This is a genomic window from Embleya sp. NPDC005575 (assembly GCF_040605455.1).
Classification (GTDB): domain Bacteria; phylum Actinomycetota; class Actinomycetes; order Streptomycetales; family Streptomycetaceae; genus Embleya.
Genome location: NZ_JBEXCV010000183.1, coordinates 1 through 15634, shown reverse-complemented (window position 1 = coordinate 15634; position 15634 = coordinate 1). Strand labels below are relative to the sequence as shown.

The following is a 15634-nucleotide window of genomic DNA, read 5'->3' as shown; positions in this document are numbered from 1 at the left end:
ACGCTGTTGAGTTCTCAAGGAACGGACGCTTCCTTTGGTGCGGAGTCAACCGCGCCCTCCGGGCGTTTAACGTTCAAGGTGTTTCATTGTGTTTCTGTGTTTCTTTTGTTTCGCTTTCGCGTCTCCAGCTTAGCACACCGTTTCGGCGGCTTCGCTTTCCTCGCTTTCGGCTTTCACCGCGTTTCCGCGCTTTCCGCCTTCCGGACTCTAGCAGATCCTGCGACCCGCTTTTCGTCCTTTGCTTCGTGCTTTCCGCATTCGAAACTCTCGTTTCTTCCGCTTCCGGCCCGCCGAGCTTAGCAGACCCGTTTTCCCGCCTCCACCGACCCCGCTCGATCAATCTTGCGGTGCCGGCGGCCTGCGAGCCGCGCGTCGTGCCCCGGATCTCTCCGGCTACTCGATGCCTCCACCTTAGCAGGTTTCCGCGATAAAGCCGAATCTCATTCCAGGAATGCGATTCCCAGTAATCAATGGCAGCACAAATAAAACTCCCGGAATTTGGATGATCAAATTCCGCGCGCTTCACAGGGGCTGTGATCACTGTTTCCACTGGGTCACACCCGCCCCGGAGACACCACTGGTACGGAGCGGCCGAAGGCCGTCCGTTTCCGGATGGATCGTTGGGGTGTGAGTCGCGGTGGGATCGGCCATCGCGCCGGTGTTGAGGGCGCGCCTGTCCGGATCTCCCGAAGCTACGACTCGTACGAGTTTAGACCACCCTCCTGGACAGGTCAAGCCGGTCCCCTATACCCAGTGGAACGGGTCGGGAACCGGCTCGACGAGTGATCCGATGGTGTGGCTGACGGTCCATCAACTGCCGTGCGTCAGGCGGTGATCTCCGCTGCGGCGAGGTTGCGCTTGCCGCGGCGCAGCAGGGCCCAGCGGCCGTGCAGCAAGTCGGCCGCGGTGATCACCGCGTCCTCGTCGGTCACCTTGGCGTTGTTGAGGTACGCGCCGCCCTCCTTGATGGTGCGTCGGGCGCCGCCCTTGCTCGGCGCGAGGCCGGTGGCCACCAGGGCGTCGACCACCGTCGGGGTCTCGGTCAGCTGTGCGCCCGGGAGTTCCGCGACCGCCGAGCGGAGCGTCGCCTCGTCGAGGGCGGTCAGGTCGCCCTGGCCGAACAGGGCCTTGCTGGCCTCGACCACCGCTGTGCACTGGTCGGCGCCGTGCACCAGCGTGGTCAGTTCCTCGGCGAGGGCGCGCTGCCCGATGCGGGCGGCGGGGCGCTCCTCGCTGTCTCGTTCGAGGGTCTCGATCTCCTCGCGCGAGCGGAAGCTGAAGGTGCGCAGGTAGCGCGACACGTCACGGTCGTCCGCGCCCAGCCAGAACTGGTAGAAGGCGTACGGCGTGGTCAGCTCGGGGTCGAGCCAGACCGTGCCGCCCTCGGTCTTGCCGAACTTGCTGCCGTCGGCCTTGGTGAGCAGGTTGGTGGTCAGCGCGTGTGCCTGGCCGTGCGGCTCGTTGCCGGTGATCCGGCGGATCAGGTCGAGGCCGGCGGTGATGTTGCCCCACTGGTCGCTGCCGCCGATCTGGAGCGTGCAGCCGTGTCGCCGGTAGAGCTCGACGAAGTCGTAGGACTGGAGCAGCACGTAGCTGAACTCGGTGTAGCTCATGCCCTCGCCGGCGAGCCGGGACTTCACCGTCTCGCGCGCGAGCATCTGGTTGACGCTGAAGTGCTTGCCCACGTCGCGCAGGTACTCGACGATGCTCAGCTGCGAGATCCAGTCGTGGTTGTTCGCCATCACGGCGGTGTTCGGCTCGGCGCCGTCGAAGTCGAGGAACGCGGAGAGCTGGCCCCGGATCCGGTCGGTCCAGGTCTCGACGGTGGCGACCTCGTTCATCGCGCGCTCGGCCGAGGGCTTGGGGTCACCGATGAGACCGGTGGCGCCGCCGACCAGGGCGATCGGCCGATGGCCGAAGAGTTGCAGCCGGCGTAGGGTCAGTACCTGGGTGAGGTGGCCGACGTGCAGGCTGGCCGCAGTCGGGTCGAACCCGCAATACGCCGTGACGGGACCGTCCGCGAACGCCTTCTTGAGCGCGTCCTCGTCGGTGGTCTGGGCCAGCAGGCCCCGCCACCGCAACTCGTCGACGATGTCCGTCACAGTGCCTGGTCTCCTCGGTCGATACGGCGGATACAGCGGATTCGGCGGACACGGCCCGCATACAGGCGGTGCCGCGCATACGGCCGGTACAGCGGTTACAGGGTGCCCGACGGGCCGCCCTGTGCGCTAACCGCTTTGGCTGCCGGTGTCGGCGGCCGGCTTGGGGGTGCGCTTGCGGGGCTGGTGGGCCCGGTACGGGCTGACCGTCGGGTCGGCGGCGATGTGGAAGCGCCACGGCTGGGTGGCTCCGCCGCCGCCGACGCCGGTGCGTGGGCCGGTGTGGATGGCGGTGCGGGCGGGTGGTGTGCCGTACAGGACGCGGACCGGGCCGGTGGGGTCGCAGACGTCGGTGCCGTCCCGGGTGCGGTCCAGGCCCATCGCCATGGCCAGGCGGGCGGGGCCGCTCGCGAGGTCGGTGTCCTTGCGGGTGGTGGGGCGTCGGGCGCGGGCCAGCGCGGTACCGGCGGTGATCTCGCCGCCGCGCAGCAACACCCCGGAGGCCCGGCCGGGCGGGCCGCAGACCAGGTTGGCGCAGTAATACATGCCGTACGTGAAGTAGACGTACAGGTGTCCGGGTGGGCCGAACATCGTCGCGTTGCGGGCGGTCCTGCCGCGGAAGGCATGCGAGCCGGGGTCGTTGGCGCCGTCGTAGGCCTCGACCTCGGTCAGCCGCAGTTCGACCGGGCCTGCCTCGGTCTCGTGCACCACGATTCGGCCGAGGAGATCGGCGGCGACGGCCAGGACCGGGCGGTCGAAGAACGAGCGCGGCAGCGGATCGGCGGGGTCGACGGGACCGGTGGTGGAGGCACGCATGACGAGTCAGCTTAGAGCGGACGGGCATGCGTGATGGAATGGGCCGCCGTGACGATCATCGGGGAGGACATGTGGTTTTCAAGAAGTTGATGGCGAGTATGGGTGCGGGTAGCGCGTCGGTGGAGACCGAGCTGCACGGTGCCGAAACCACGCCGGGCGGCGTGGTCGAGGGACGAATCCGGGTCCAGGGCGGCAAGGTCGATCAGCGGATCGAGGGCTTGTTCGTCGGGTTTCAGGCCGTCGTCGAGGTGGAGACCCAGGACGGCGAGCAGCGGCGGAACGTGGAGTTCGGTCGGCATCAGGTGGGCGGCGAGTTCGCGCTGCGCGAGGGCGTGACGCACGATCTGCAGTTCCGGCTGCCGGTGCCGTGGGAGACGCCGCTGACCACGTTCCGCGGGGTGCAGCTGCGCGGGACCACGATCGGGGTGCGGACCGAGCTGGCCATCGATCGGGCGATCGACAAGGGCGACCTCGACCCGATCTCGGTGGGCGCGTTTCCGGCGCAGGCGTTGATCCTCGACGCGTTCGGGAATCTGGGCTTCCACTTCAAGGCCGCCGACCTGGAGCAGGGGCACATCCGCGGGGTCGACCAGCGGCTGCCGTTCTACCAGGAGATCGAGTTCGCCCCGCCGCAGGCGTATGCGCGCGGCATCAACGAGGTCGAGTTGACCTTCGTGTCGGCCGAGCACGCGACCGAGGTGATCCTGGAGATCGACAAGAAGGGTGGCGCGCTCTCCGGCGGGAGCGACGCGATCCGGCGGTTCACCGTGGATCACGGTACGGCGCAGCAGACCGACTGGAACGCCTATCTGCACGGCTGGTTCCAGGAACTCGGGCAGCGCCGCGGCTGGTTCTAGAGCGTGTACGCACCTCGCCGGGGGCGGTTGTCCGGCGAGGGATGGCGGCCCGGTGCGTCATGCGTCCAGGAGGGCGTGGACCCGGGCCGCCCAGTCCGCCTCGAACCTCGCGCGGGGCAGGTGGGTCGCCTTGCCGATCGCCGTGTCCACGGCGACCGGGGCGGGGTCGGCGTAGACGGCGGTGACGAAGCCGTAGACGGCCTGCGTGCCGCCGATCTCCTCGATCCGGCGGATCGCCAGGTGGGCGAGTTCGTAGGCGGCGGCGTTGCCGACCGTGTCGGCCTGGTACAGCTCGTTGTCCGTGGGCAGTTTGCCGGTGAAGCGATTCGCGGCGAGGTAGGTCCTGGCCTCGTACAGCTCGTCGGTGCCGAGCAGGGTTCGGCCGCGCAGCGCGAGCCAGTCGGCGAAGCCCTCGACGACCCACACGGGTTGATCCTGGTTGGGCACCTCGTTGCGCAGCGGGGTGACCAGCGCGTGGGCCATCTCGTGGCGCAGCAGTTCGCCGAGCCGGCGCGGGTTGGGCGAGGTGAACCAGCCCGAGGTGGTGTCCAGGACGATCCGTGAGCCGCCGAAGCGCCCCTTGCCGGCCGGGTCGATGGTGCGTAGCGCGTAGGTGAGGCCGGATTCCTCGCCGTGTTCGCCGGTTCGCCCGCCGTACAGCCGGTAGAAGGTGTCGCGGTCGGCGACCGGGACGATCACGAAGCCGGGAGCGGTGCCGGGCGGTCCGCCGTCGGTCCAGGTGTCGATGTCGGCGCGCGCGGCCTCCTCGGCGTCGTCGGCGAGTCGGTCGGCGCCGGCGGAAGTGGTCGGGTCGGCGAGGACGACCACGTGGTCGCGGCGGACCACGGTGAGATCGGCGTGGTCCCAAGGGGCGGGGTAGTCGCGGGCGTACGCGTAGCCGGCTCCGTCGTAGGGGGTTCCGTCGACGGCGGAGATGAGCAGCGGGGCACCGGGGCCGGCTCGGACCACGGTCCAGCGGTAGCCCTCGCCGACGGTCGCGGTGTCGGCGGTGGAGATCCGGTGGTCGAAGGAGACGTCCACGTAGGCGGTGATCCGCTCGTCGGTGGCGGGCATGGTCTGCACCGTCTCGACGCGGTAGCCGACTTGGTCGAAGGACACCCGGCCGAGGTTGGCGAACAGCCGCAGTTGGTCGGTGACCAGGTCGGGGATGTCCGGGTCGAGGTCCGCGGTGAAGGCCTGCTCGTCCCGGCCGATCAGGGCCTTGCTGCGGCGGTCGGCCAGGGTCTGGATGTCGGCGGTGGCGATCGCCGGGCCGTGGGCGGGGGCCACCGGAGTCGCGGTGCCCGGGCGGGGTCCGCCGATCGCGCCGTCGGTGCCGCGCGGCTTCGCGCTGCCCGGGCCGCTGAGGGTGACGCCGAAGACGATCAGCGCGGCGAGGGCGAGCAGCAGGGCGATCAGCGGCGCGGCGAGTCGGCGCGCGACGGATCGCGGCCGGGCCGGTGCGGCCTCGGGTATCGCCCCTTCGATGATGTCGGCTCGGTCGACGGGCTCGGCGGATATACCGGACGAGGCGTCGTCGGCGGCATCGCCGGTGTCGTGCGTCGGCTGGGTCACGCCGGATGCCTCCCCCTTGTTGGCGCGAGGATACCTATGCGATCTTCGCCGGTTTGGCCAATGGTGAGAATAGGCTCGTTCGGACGAGGCGCCCGGCAGGCGGCCGGGTGCCGCCGCGCACGATCGGAGCCTCGCGTGACCGAGCCCAACAAGCCTTCGATGCCTTACGACTACCTGCCGGAGCGGCCGTCCTTCGCGGTCACCAGCCAGGATCTGACGGATGGTCAGACCCTGCCGACCGCGCAGGTCAGCGGCGTGATGGGGGCGGGCGGCGAGGATGTGTCGCCGCAGCTGTCCTGGTCCGGGTTCCCGGCCGGCAGCAAGAGCTTCGTGGTGACCTGCTTCGACCCGGACGCGCCCACCCACAGCGGCTTCTGGCACTGGGTCGTGGTGGACATCCCGGCGGACGTCACCGAGTTGGCGAGCGGCGCGGGCGCGAGTGACGGCAAGGCGCTGCCCTCGGGCGCCTTCCACGTGCGCAACGACACCGGCGGGCCGGGCTACGTCGGCGCCGCGCCGCCGCCCGGGCACTACCCGCACCGCTACGTCTTCACGGTGCACGCGCTGGACGTGGACAAGCTCGGCGTGGACGAGAGCGCGACGCCGGCGTTCGTGGGCTTCAACCTGTTCTCGCACACCCTCGCGCGGGCGGTCCTGGTGAACACGTACGCGCAGTGATCGTGCGCCGCGCGCGTGCTGATCACAATCGGCCGGCCGGTTCGGATTCCCGTCCGGTAATTGCGTTGTCCCGGTGATCGTCCAAAAGGCACAGTGGTCGAGTTGTCCGTACTGACGGTTCGTCGAGTCGAAGGGTGCGCATGAGCGTCGCAGCACCGCCCCAAAGCTGAGCGCGTGGTCGCGCCCGGCCGGTTCGGTGCGCGTCCGGGTGTGCTCGCTCGTCCCCTCGTCGACCAGGTGAGGGGAGGTCGCATGCGGGAGACGTTGGTGCTGAACGCGACGTATCAGCCGCTGGCGACGGTGTCGTTCAAGCGCGCGCTCGTGTTGGTACTGCAGGAGAAGGCGGTCGTCGAGCACGTGGATCCCGGCCGGGTGGTGCGGGCCGCGACTGCCGAGTTCCCGTTGCCGCGGGTGATCCGGTTGCTCAAGTTCGTCCGGGTGCCGTTCCGACAACAGGCCTCGTGGTCGCGTCGGGGGGTGCTGCTCCGGGACAACCGGCGCTGCGCGTACTGCGGTGGGCGGGCGACCACGGTGGATCACGTGCTGCCGCGTTCGCGTGGTGGCGCGGACTCGTGGCTGAATACCGTCGCCGCGTGCGGGAGCGACAACCAGCGCAAGGCGGCCCGGACTCCGGCCGAGGCCGGGATGCGGTTGTTGTTCCAGCCGTACGAGCCGTCCGCGACCCGGGCGCTGGTGCTCGCGTTCGGTGTGGCGGACGTCGAGGGCGCGCAGTGGCTCGCCGAGCCGGTCCGGCCGCCGGTGCTCGCGATGGGCGCCTGACGCCGGTACACGGGTGACGATCCGACGAAGCCGCCGGGGGATGCGAATCCCCCGGCGGCTTTCGGGTCTTTGGTGGCTTTCATGTCTTTCGGGTCCGTGGGCGCGAGTCGTGTGGTCCTCGGATCAGACGGTCCTGCGGACCCAGGACGCCCAATCGCTGCGGAGTCGGTCCGGTGCGACGCCGAAGGTCGCGGTCAGTGCCTCGTCCGAGGAGCCGTATCGGCCGGTGACGCTGTCCGTGTAGAACGCGCACACCCGCTCCGCGCCGAAGGTCTTGGCCAGGTAACGCAGCATCAGGTGGGCCAGGTTGTAGGCGTTCTCGACCCGGTCCTCGTCGCTGGTCTCGAAATCGCCCTCGGCGGGCAGCTCTCCGGTGAACCTTCCCCGGTCGATCAGCGCGCGGATGTTGCGGCTGACCGCGGGCGCGAGCGGCCGGTCGGCCTCCGCCTGCCAGTCGGCGAACCCTTCGGCCAGCCAGGTCGGCAGTTCGGCGCCACGGCCGGGTCGGGCCAGTGGGGCGACCAGGGCGTGCGTCATCTCGTGCCGGAGCAGGATCGGCGCGAAGGCCGAATCGCCGGCCAGTTGGTCCTCATCCACCACCATGCGCACGCCCCCGATGGGCCGGTTGGTCCCAGGCATGGCCAGCGCGTAGCCCGCCGCCCACTCCTGCACGTCGTCACTGCTGTACAGCTTGCCGAAGGCCGCCCGCGACGAGGTCAGCACGAGCGCGAAGCCGGGCGAGGTACCGGAACCGCCCTTCCAGGCACCGAGTGTGTAGACGGCCGCCCGCTCGGCCAGGTCCGCGTTCCGGCGCAGCGCGGCCGCGTCCTGTCCGGGGCCCATCAGCAGTACGTGCGGGCGCCGTTCGACGCGCAGGTCCCACAGATCCCACGCGGCGGGATAGCCGGCGAAGCCCGACTTGGTGTCGTCGTCGGTGGCGCCGTCCACACCCACGAGGGTGCACGGGTCGTCGGGGCCGGCGCAGCGGGCCTTCCAGACGTACGTCTCCGGGACGGGGCCCAGGTCGACGCCGGTGATGGCGTGCTCGAAGGCGACCTTCAGGCTCACCGTCACCGGCCATGCGGCGGCGGTGCCGACCTGCTCCGCGCTGGAGCCGTCGGCGGTGAGCGTCGTGCCCGCGCCGAGCGGCCGCCAATGAGCGGTGTCGAACGGAACCTTCCGCAGGTTGGCGAACAACCGGCGCTGGCCGTCGAGCAGGGCCGTGTCCTGCCGGTCGACGTGGGCCAGGAAGGCGGCTTCGTCACCGCGCTCGAAGGCCGCCGACCGGGTCGTGACGAGAGCCGACACCCGGGCGTACACGCGGGCGCTGATCCGGTTCGAGTACGCGGTCGCGTCCTCGGCCGGTGCCCCCGGTTCGGGCGTGCCGGGCGCGGAGCGGTCGGCGGACGGGCCCGACGCGGACCGGTCGTGGCCCAGCAGTCGTTCGGCGGTGTCGAGTCCGGCGAGCCGGCCGCCGGCCGACAGCGCGCCGAGCACGAAGGAGAGCGAGAGCAGGCCGCCGAGCAGTGCAACGCAGATCGCCCACGGTCGCGAGCGCCGTGGTTCGACGGCATCCGGCCACAGGCCGTACGGGTCGTACGCGTGCACGTCAGTTGCCCACCTTGGTTCTGACGTACTTGGCCCAGTTGCTCTCGAAGGTGTCCCGGTCCAGGCCGGTCGCCTCCTTGAGCGCGGCGTCCAGGGCTGCCGGGGCGGAGTCCTTGTAGACCGCGACCACGAACGTGTCGGCCTTGGCCGCGCCGTACTTCTCCGCGATGTAGCGGATGGCGAGCATGCTGTAGTGGTAGCCGACGGTCGAGGTCTTGGCGTCGGGCGAGTTGACCTCGGTGTCGCTGGGCAGCTTGCCGCTGAACTTGCCCGCCCGGACCTGATTGCGGGCGTCCGGCTGGAACCACTCGGCGAGCGAGAGGTCGGTCCAGGCGAGGTACTCGGCGAAGCCCTCGGAGACCCACAGCGGCGGCCCGTCGCCACCGCGCTCGAACTCGGCGACCATCGCGTGGCCGAGCTCGTGTCGCATCAGGTGCGTCTGCTGTTCGCCGTCGCCCTTGGTGAACATGGTTTCCGAGCCGTCCAGGGTAATCCGGCTGCCGGCCATCGGCTGGTCACGGCTGATCGGGCGGGCCGGCGGCATCGTGCGGCACACGCCGGTGACGTTGGGCAGGTCGTTGCCGGACAGCGCGTGGATGAAGGTGTCGTGGTCGGGCGTGACATAGACGACATAGCGCTGTGGCGTGATGGCCGGGCCCTTCCACACCGCCAGGTTCTTCTTCAGCGCGCTCTCCGCGCGATCGGCCCAGGTCGCGGCCTTGGCCTTGTTCTTGACGGGAACGGCGAGCAGTACGTGCGGGCGTTCGATCAGCGCGAGTTCGTCCTCGTCCCAGGGCGCGGGGTAGGCGTTGCCGCCGCCGCTGGTCGAGGCGCCGACGATCTTGGTGATCACCAGCGGGGCGCCGACCGAGGCGCGGTAGACGGTCCAGATGTAGCGCTCGGCGATCGGCTCGCTGTCCACGCCGGTCACCTGGTGGGCGAAGACGACGCTCACGTCGCGGGAGAGCGGTCCGGCGTCGGTGCCCGAGTCGATGTACGCCGCCGGTGGCCGGAACTCGACGCTCGTGAACGGGAACAGCCGCAGGTTGGCGAACACCCGGCGCTGTGCGGCCACCAGTTCGGTGGCGGTCGGGTCGATGCCGGCGACGAACGCGTCGGCGTTGCCGGCCTTGAGGGCCTGGGTGCGGTTGTCGGTCAGGAAGGCCACGTCGGACGTCGCGATCCGGGTGACCGGGGCCTTTTCCTCGGCCTTCGCGGTGGTTCCGGCGCCATTGCGCTCCGCGATCGGCACGGCGGCCGGGGAGGACGGTGTGTCGAAGACGCCGCCGACGGCGAGGGACGCGAGCAGCGCGAGGACTGCGACCACGCCGCCGGCCGCGGCGAGCAGGTGCCGACGGGTGTTGCGGCGCTGCTGGTCGGGCGGTGGGATGAAGGGGAGTGGTCCGTAGAAGCCGACCCGGGTGGGGAATTCGGGCGTTTCGGGAATCGGCGACGGCGGGGGTGTGGTGGGCTTCGCGGGCGTCGCGGAGGCTGCGGGTGCTGCGGCTGCCCGGGGTGCGTCGGGTGCGTGAGGGGCCGTGGCCGCGTCGGGCGCTTGCGGCGCTGCGGGTGCGCCGGGTACCGAGGGTGCGGCGGATGCGGCGGGCGGCCAGGCTGCTTCCGGGGTTTCGGCGGGTGTCGTCGTCGCGGTGGAGACGGGCTCGGTGGGCGCGACGGGTTTTGCTGCGTCGGGCGTCGTGGCGATGCCGTCGCCGCCGGATATCGCGTCCGGGCGGACCTCGGTCGTCCCATGCTCGGCGGGCCCGGACCCGGACCCGGACCCGGGCGTGGGCTCCGCGGGCGTGGACGCAGCGCCGGGCCCGGGCCCGGTGCGCCGAACGGGCTGCGGATCCACGTACTCGGGCGAGTCCTCGGCCGTCCCCATGTCCCGCTTCCCGGACGGTCGTTCGTGCTCGTTCTCGGACTCGGTGGGTCCACTGGTCGATGCGCCGCGCGGCGGATGTGCGCCGTCGGCGGCAGTGGGCATGTCGGACATGCCAGTCCTCCCCTGGACCGCCGGTCCGATGATTCCGCCCCCGGCCCCGGATCGGCGATCCGATCATGTGTTCGCCGAGGTTATCCACGCCCCCGGACACCCTCGGCAAGGGGGGCCCACGAACGGTCACATGCCGTAGCCGCGATCGATCAACCGTTTGTCTCGGCCCTTACGCAGTCCGCCCGGTCGGCCTCGAATGGGTCAGGAACCGGTGCCCGCCTCGACGGCGTCGGCGTCGGGGCCCGCGGTCGGGATCGGAGTCGGGTCGGCGAGGTCGAGCACGTGCCACGAGTCGGGCACCCGGTAGCCGGGCACGTCGTAGGAGGCCATCGGGTCGGCGGCCAGGCCTTCGACGCGGGTGGACGAGCCGTCCGGATGGGCGAGTTCCTCGGTGTAGCGGAAGTGCAGGTGCCCGTGGGCGGCCAGCGCGGGCCGGTAGGCGTCCACGAGGCGCTGGACGCGGCGCTGGTTGGGCAAGCAGCGCGGGTCGCCCTTGCGGTTGAACTCGGGTGTGGTGCGCAGTGGTTTGTCGTGCGTGAACAGCACGTCGACGGGCGAGGGGTCGGCCAGAACCGCGTCCACGTCGGCGTCCGTGGCCTCCTCCTCGGGAAACCACAGGGCACCCGCGAAGTCGGGCACCTCGGCGGGCGGGCGACCCGCACCGAGCCGGAAGCCCTCCTTGCGCAGCGCCTTCTCGTGGCGCCGGCGCTCCTCGGCGAGCCGCTGCTCGCGGTCCAGCGAGAGGGCGCCGCCGAAGGCGAGGAAGTTCGTGCCGCGCCAGGACCAGCGGTGCCCGCGCGGTGCGTAGCGAACCCGAGGGCGCACGATCGCAAAGCCGTGCTCGTCCCGGTTGTCGCCGTAGGACTCCATCAGCAGCGAGGTCTTGTCGTGGTTCCCGTCCAGGAAGTACACGTCGACACCGCGCGCGCGGGCAGAGCGGTTGACCGCGTCCAGGTAGCGGACGCCGGACGACTCGTGCTCCCAGTAGCCGAAGTCGCCGAGTTGGAAGACCAGATCGATGTCGAGCTCCGCGGCGGCTTCGAGCAGCCGCCGCACGTGTCCGGTGTTGCCGTGTGTGTCTCCGGCCAGCAGGATCCGCATCGTGAGCCCCCGCCCTTCCACCCCGGTCTCCGCGTGCGCGCACGCCCCCGAGATCCATCATCGGTGATCGGGCGGCGGTCCGTCCGGGGCATTTCCCCAGGACTTGGGGCGTGCCCTCGATCGCTCGTCTACGCGCCGGGAGGCACGAACGGCAGGCCGGGGGGCGCGCCGGCGGTGATGAGCCGGTCCACCGCCGCGTTGTCCAGGTGGTCGGCGACCAGATCGCCCAGCGCGTCCAGCCGGCTCTGCCGGGCCGCCTCGAACGAGGTGTCGGGCGAGACGAGGAACCGCCGGCCGGCCAGTTCGGCGGTCCGGGTCAGGAACGCGCGGCGGAAACCGTCGTTCTCCAGCGCGCCGTGCCACAGCGTGCCGGTCACCGCGCCGACCCGGCAACCGTCCAGCGCGGTGCCGTCGGCGGCGGTGAACACCGGCTCGCCGGCCTCGACGTCGACGATGCCGTGATGGATCTCGTACCCGGCCACCGACTCGCCCTCGGCGAAGCCGCGCGGGCGGGCCAGGGTCTTGTCGGCGGCGAAGCGTATCCGGACCGGGAGCAGGCCCAGGCCCGGCACGATGCCCTCCCGGCTCTCCACGTCGTCGTGGATCTCGTGGCCGAGCATCTGGTAGCCGCCGCAGATCCCGAGCACGGGCCGGCCCTCGGCGGCGCGGCGGGCCAGCGCGGTGTCCAGGCCGCGCTCGCGCAGCCAGGCCAGGTCGGCGACGGTGGCGCGGGTGCCCGGCAACACCACCAGGTCGGCGTCGGCGATCTCGCCGGGCGTGCTCACGAATCGGATTACGACGCCGGCTTCGACGGAAAGCGCGTCGATGTCGGTGAAGTTGCTGATTCGCGGCAGCCGGAGCACCGCGACGCGCAGGACGTCCGCGCCGAGCGGTGGCTCAGGCGTGCCCCGGTCGGCGTCGAGCGCGAGCGAGTCCTCCACGTCCAGCCACAGGCCACCCAGGAACGGCAGCACCCCCAGAACCGGGCGCCCGGTGAGTTCGCGCATCCGGGTCAACGCCGGATCGAGCAGGCGCGCGTCACCGCGGAACTTGTTGATCACGAAGCCGCAGACGAGCGCCTGGTCCTCGGGTGAGAGCAACGCGAGGGTGCCGAAGAAGGATGCGAAGACACCGCCGCGATCGATGTCGCCGACCACGAGCACCGGCAGGTTCGCGGCCCGGGCCAGGCCCATGTTGGTGATGTCCCGGTCGCGCAGGTTGATCTCGGTCGGACTGCCCGCGCCCTCGCACACCACCACGTCGTAGCGCGAACGCAGATCGGCCAGCGACTCCAGCACCACCTCGAACAGCCGCGGCTTCAGGTCGCGGTAGTTCAGCGCGCCGACCTCGGCGATCGGCTTGCCCAGCAGCACGACCTGACTGCTCATCAGCCCGCCCGGCTTGAGCAGCACCGGGTTCATCACCGCCTCCGGCTCGATCCGCGCGGCGGCGGCCTGCATCGCCTGTGCGCGCCCGATCTCCGCGCCGTCGGCGGTGACCATCGAGTTGAGCGACATGTTCTGCGCCTTGAACGGCGCGACCTTGACGCCCTCGCGGGCGAGCCGTCGACACAGTCCGGCGACCACGACGCTCTTGCCCGCGTCGGAGGTGGTGCCGGCCACCAGGAGGGCGCCGTTCATCGGGTTGCCTTTCGGGGGTGCAGTGCCTTTCGGGGGTGCAGTGCCTCTCGGAGGCGAACTGCCGTACGGGCGGCGACCCGCGGGTCCGGGTCGGCGGTGCGGAGCGCGCCGGTCATCGAAGCGCCCGGCGGGTGCGCCACGCGGCGCGCGCGGCGACGACGGCGACGGCCAGTGCCGCCGAGGCCAGGCCGACTGACGCGGAGAGCCGGTTCGCCCGGTGGATGTCGGTGGGGCTCGGCGGTGGGCCGTCGCCGAGCGCGGGCCGGTTCTCGGTGCGGCCGGCATAGACGTTCCGGCCGCCCAGCCGCACGTCCAGGGCACCGGCGGCGGATGCCTCGCAGCGGCCGGCGTTCGGGCTGGGATGGCTGCCGCCATCCCGACGCAGAACGGCCCACGCGCGGGGCGGGTCGCCGCCGACGACGGGGGCGGCGGCGACGGTGAGCAGGCCGGTGAGGCGGGCGGGCAGCCAGTTGGCCGCGTCGTCCAGGCGGGCCGAGGCCCAGCCGAAGTTCTCGTACCGCGCGCTGTGGTGGCCGACCATCGCGTCCAGGGTGTTGATCGCGCGGTAGCCCAGCAGACCCGGAACGCCCGCGACGGCGCCCCAGAACAACGGGGCGACCACGGCGTCGGAGGTGTTCTCGGCGACGGATTCGACCACGGCACGGGCGATGCCCTTGTCCTCCAGGCGGGCCGGGTCGCGGCCGACCAGGCGGGGCAACGCGGCCCGGGCGGCGGGCAGGTCGCCGGCCACCAGCGGGGCTGCGATCAGCCGGGCCTCGCGGCGCAGGGTGGTGCCGCCGAGGACGGCCCACGTGCATCCGGCGGTGACCACGGCGTCGGCGAGCGGGCGACCGGCGGCCGCGCGGCGTAGCCCGAGACCGAGGCCGACGGTGCCGCCGACGCACAGCGCCGTGTACGCGACGCCGCGCGCGCGGTCGTCGCGGTACAGGGCCCGTTCCAGCCGCCCGGCCACGCTCCCGAAACCGGCCACGGGGTGGCCTCGACGGGGGTCACCGAAGGCGGCGTCCAGGAGGACACCTGCGGCGAGGCCGACGGCGTGGGACGTGACTGGCATGCCCGGCATCGTTTCACGAGGCCGCGGATCCGCCGCGGGCGGCTCGGGCTTGCCGTGGGTACCCGCGTGGCCCGTTGCGCCACGACCGTCCGAACCACGGTGTCATCGCGTTGGGGTGGGGCCACCCGGGCCGGTGGACCCCCCGGTCCGCAGGGCCGCGCCGACGGGCCGCTCGACGCTATCCGGCCGCCGGTTCCGCGCGGCGCGGCCTCGGCACGAGTTCGCCGCCGCAATTGGGGCACGTGTCGTCCATGGCGGCGCTGCACGGCTCGCAGAAGGCGCACTCGTACGAGCAGATCCGGGCCGGGCCGTTCGCACCGAGTGCCACGTCGCAGCGTTCGCACTGTTCGCGCATCTCCAGGGCCATCCGGCCGCCTCCCCGGTAGTGCTGTCGCTTGGTGATGCCGTGCGAGGAGGTCAGGGTGGCCGGAGCCGCCGTCAGAGCAGCAGCCGCACGACAGCGATCAGGCCCACCACGACGATCACCGCGCGCAGTACCGTGGGCGGCAGTCGGCGGCCGACCTTGGCGCCGATCTGGCCGCCGATCACCGATCCGAACGCGATCAACAGGACCACCCACCACGCGACGTCGGCGACGAGCATGAACACGATGGCCGCGACGCCGTTGACGATCCCGGCGAGCACGTTCTTCACCGCGTTCATCCGTTGCAGGTTCTCCGCGATGAACACGCCGAACAGCGCGAGCAACAGCACGCCCTGGGCGGCGCCGAAGTATCCGCCGTAGATTCCGGTCGCGAACACGGCCACCCACAGCAGCGCGCCGCCGTGCCGCGGCCCCTCGCCCGCCGAGCCGTTCTCGGCGCGCCGGGCCGCGAGCCGCTTGGCCAGGCGCGGTTGCAGCACCACGAGCACCAGCGCGAGCACGATCAGCACCGGCACGATCGCCTTGAAGGCGTCGTCGGGCAGCGTCAGCAGCAGGATCGCGCCGGTCAGGCCACCGAGCAGCGAGGCCAGTCCCAGGCGGATCAACCGTGGTTTTTGGCCGACCAGTTCGCGTCGGTAGCCGATCGCGCCGCTGATCGAGCCCGGCACCAGGCCGATCGTGTTCGAGACGTTGGCGGTGACCGGCGAATATCCGAAGGCGAGCAGCACCGGGAAGGTGATCAGCGTGCCCGATCCGACCACCGTGTTGATCCCACCGGCCGCGATGCCCGCGGCGAAGATCGCCAAAGCTTCCAACCAGCCCATGTCCACCCGCTTCGCCACGATGATCCTGGCGCCGGGAGGACGTCACCGTCCCCCGTGGCCGCAACGCCAGAGATCATCGCAGCACGCCGGTGGTCATGCGGGCCGCGGGCTCGACCTCACCGCGACGGGCGGTGGCCCCGCTCGATGTGCGGGGGCTCGACGTCACCGAGCGGCGGACCCCCGCGGCGCGGCGGTTCGGC

General features: G+C 71.4%; 14 protein-coding genes. 4 read left to right on the top strand and 10 right to left on the bottom strand.

The genetic code is table 11. The features are described from left to right. Positions 1-300: hypothetical protein (locus ABZS54_RS37065; RefSeq protein WP_355546310.1), on the top strand; the 300-nt coding region annotated here is incomplete at its 5' end. 524 nt (positions 301-824) lie between these two features. Here ABZS54_RS37065 and tyrS read toward each other — a convergent pair. Then, on the bottom strand, positions 825-2102 hold the full coding sequence (gene tyrS, locus ABZS54_RS37060) for a tyrosine--tRNA ligase (protein ID WP_355546308.1): 1278 nt from the start codon (positions 2100-2102) through the stop codon (positions 825-827). Between the two features lie 126 nt (positions 2103-2228). Further along, positions 2229-2915 carry a DNA-3-methyladenine glycosylase gene (locus ABZS54_RS37055; RefSeq protein ID WP_355546306.1) on the bottom strand — a complete coding sequence of 229 codons (687 nt, stop codon included), beginning with the start codon at positions 2913-2915 and terminating at the stop codon, positions 2229-2231. Positions 2916-2986: 71 nt separating this feature from the next. Here ABZS54_RS37055 and ABZS54_RS37050 point away from each other — a divergent pair, with 71 nt between their 5' ends. Further along, entirely contained in the window at positions 2987-3772 is a 786-nt protein-coding gene (locus tag ABZS54_RS37050; RefSeq protein ID WP_355546304.1) for a sporulation protein, read from the top strand. A 57-nt stretch (positions 3773-3829) separates the two neighbouring features. On the opposite strand, the gene ABZS54_RS37045 is transcribed toward ABZS54_RS37050, so the two are convergent. Beyond that, positions 3830-5347 (bottom strand): hypothetical protein, encoded by a 1518-nt coding sequence (locus tag ABZS54_RS37045; RefSeq protein ID WP_355546302.1) that lies wholly within the window; start codon positions 5345-5347, stop codon positions 3830-3832. A gap of 135 nt (positions 5348-5482) precedes the next feature. Here ABZS54_RS37045 and ABZS54_RS37040 point away from each other — a divergent pair, with 135 nt between their 5' ends. Both ABZS54_RS37040 and ABZS54_RS37035 read left to right on the top strand, forming a co-directional pair. Next, complete coding sequence (locus ABZS54_RS37040) at positions 5483-6025, top strand: YbhB/YbcL family Raf kinase inhibitor-like protein (protein WP_355546300.1); 543 nt, start codon at positions 5483-5485, stop codon at positions 6023-6025. 252 nt (positions 6026-6277) lie between these two features. Continuing rightward, the gene (locus ABZS54_RS37035) at positions 6278-6805 is read left to right on the top strand and encodes an HNH endonuclease (protein WP_020556146.1); all 528 of its coding nucleotides are present in this window, start codon (positions 6278-6280) and stop codon (positions 6803-6805) included. Positions 6806-6928: 123 nt separating this feature from the next. Here ABZS54_RS37035 and ABZS54_RS37030 read toward each other — a convergent pair whose 3' ends face one another. From ABZS54_RS37030 to ABZS54_RS37000, 7 genes are all read right to left on the bottom strand, one after another. Beyond that, positions 6929-8413 (bottom strand): hypothetical protein, encoded by a 1485-nt coding sequence (locus tag ABZS54_RS37030; protein WP_355546298.1) that lies wholly within the window; start codon positions 8411-8413, stop codon positions 6929-6931. A gap of 1 nt (position 8414) precedes the next feature. Further along, positions 8415-10409, bottom strand: coding sequence for a hypothetical protein (locus tag ABZS54_RS37025; RefSeq protein WP_355546296.1), 1995 nt, complete (start codon positions 10407-10409; stop codon positions 8415-8417). Positions 10410-10610: 201 nt separating this feature from the next. Then, on the bottom strand, positions 10611-11531 hold the full coding sequence (locus ABZS54_RS37020; protein ID WP_355546294.1) for a metallophosphoesterase: 921 nt from the start codon (positions 11529-11531) through the stop codon (positions 10611-10613). A 107-nt stretch (positions 11532-11638) separates the two neighbouring features. Next, on the bottom strand, positions 11639-13150 hold the full coding sequence (locus ABZS54_RS37015; protein WP_355546292.1) for a cobyric acid synthase: 1512 nt from the start codon (positions 13148-13150) through the stop codon (positions 11639-11641). A gap of 112 nt (positions 13151-13262) precedes the next feature. Beyond that, positions 13263-14225 (bottom strand): cobalamin biosynthesis protein, encoded by a 963-nt coding sequence (locus ABZS54_RS37010; RefSeq protein WP_355546290.1) that lies wholly within the window; start codon positions 14223-14225, stop codon positions 13263-13265. Positions 14226-14403: 178 nt separating this feature from the next. After that, positions 14404-14592: a DUF1272 domain-containing protein gene (locus tag ABZS54_RS37005; RefSeq protein ID WP_355546288.1), complete on the bottom strand. Its 189-nt coding sequence runs from the start codon at positions 14590-14592 to the stop codon at positions 14404-14406. A 71-nt stretch (positions 14593-14663) separates the two neighbouring features. Continuing rightward, on the bottom strand, positions 14664-15434 hold the full coding sequence (locus tag ABZS54_RS37000; protein WP_355546312.1) for a sulfite exporter TauE/SafE family protein: 771 nt from the start codon (positions 15432-15434) through the stop codon (positions 14664-14666). Positions 15435-15634: the final 200 nt, after the last annotated feature.

What these genes read in the sequence shown, in the direction of transcription:
- ABZS54_RS37055 (WP_355546306.1), bottom strand. Translation starts at nt 2,915, where the DNA reads ATGCGTGCCTCCACCACCGGTCCCGTCGACCCCGCCGATCCGCTGCCG.
- ABZS54_RS37035 (WP_020556146.1), top strand. Translation starts at nt 6,278, where the DNA reads ATGCGGGAGACGTTGGTGCTGAACGCGACGTATCAGCCGCTGGCGACG.
- ABZS54_RS37025 (WP_355546296.1), bottom strand. Translation starts at nt 10,409, where the DNA reads ATGTCCGACATGCCCACTGCCGCCGACGGCGCACATCCGCCGCGCGGC.
- ABZS54_RS37015 (WP_355546292.1), bottom strand. Translation starts at nt 13,150, where the DNA reads ATGAACGGCGCCCTCCTGGTGGCCGGCACCACCTCCGACGCGGGCAAG.
- ABZS54_RS37010 (WP_355546290.1), bottom strand. Translation starts at nt 14,225, where the DNA reads ATGCCAGTCACGTCCCACGCCGTCGGCCTCGCCGCAGGTGTCCTCCTG.
- ABZS54_RS37005 (WP_355546288.1), bottom strand. Translation starts at nt 14,592, where the DNA reads ATGGCCCTGGAGATGCGCGAACAGTGCGAACGCTGCGACGTGGCACTC.
- ABZS54_RS37000 (WP_355546312.1), bottom strand. Translation starts at nt 15,434, where the DNA reads ATGGGCTGGTTGGAAGCTTTGGCGATCTTCGCCGCGGGCATCGCGGCC.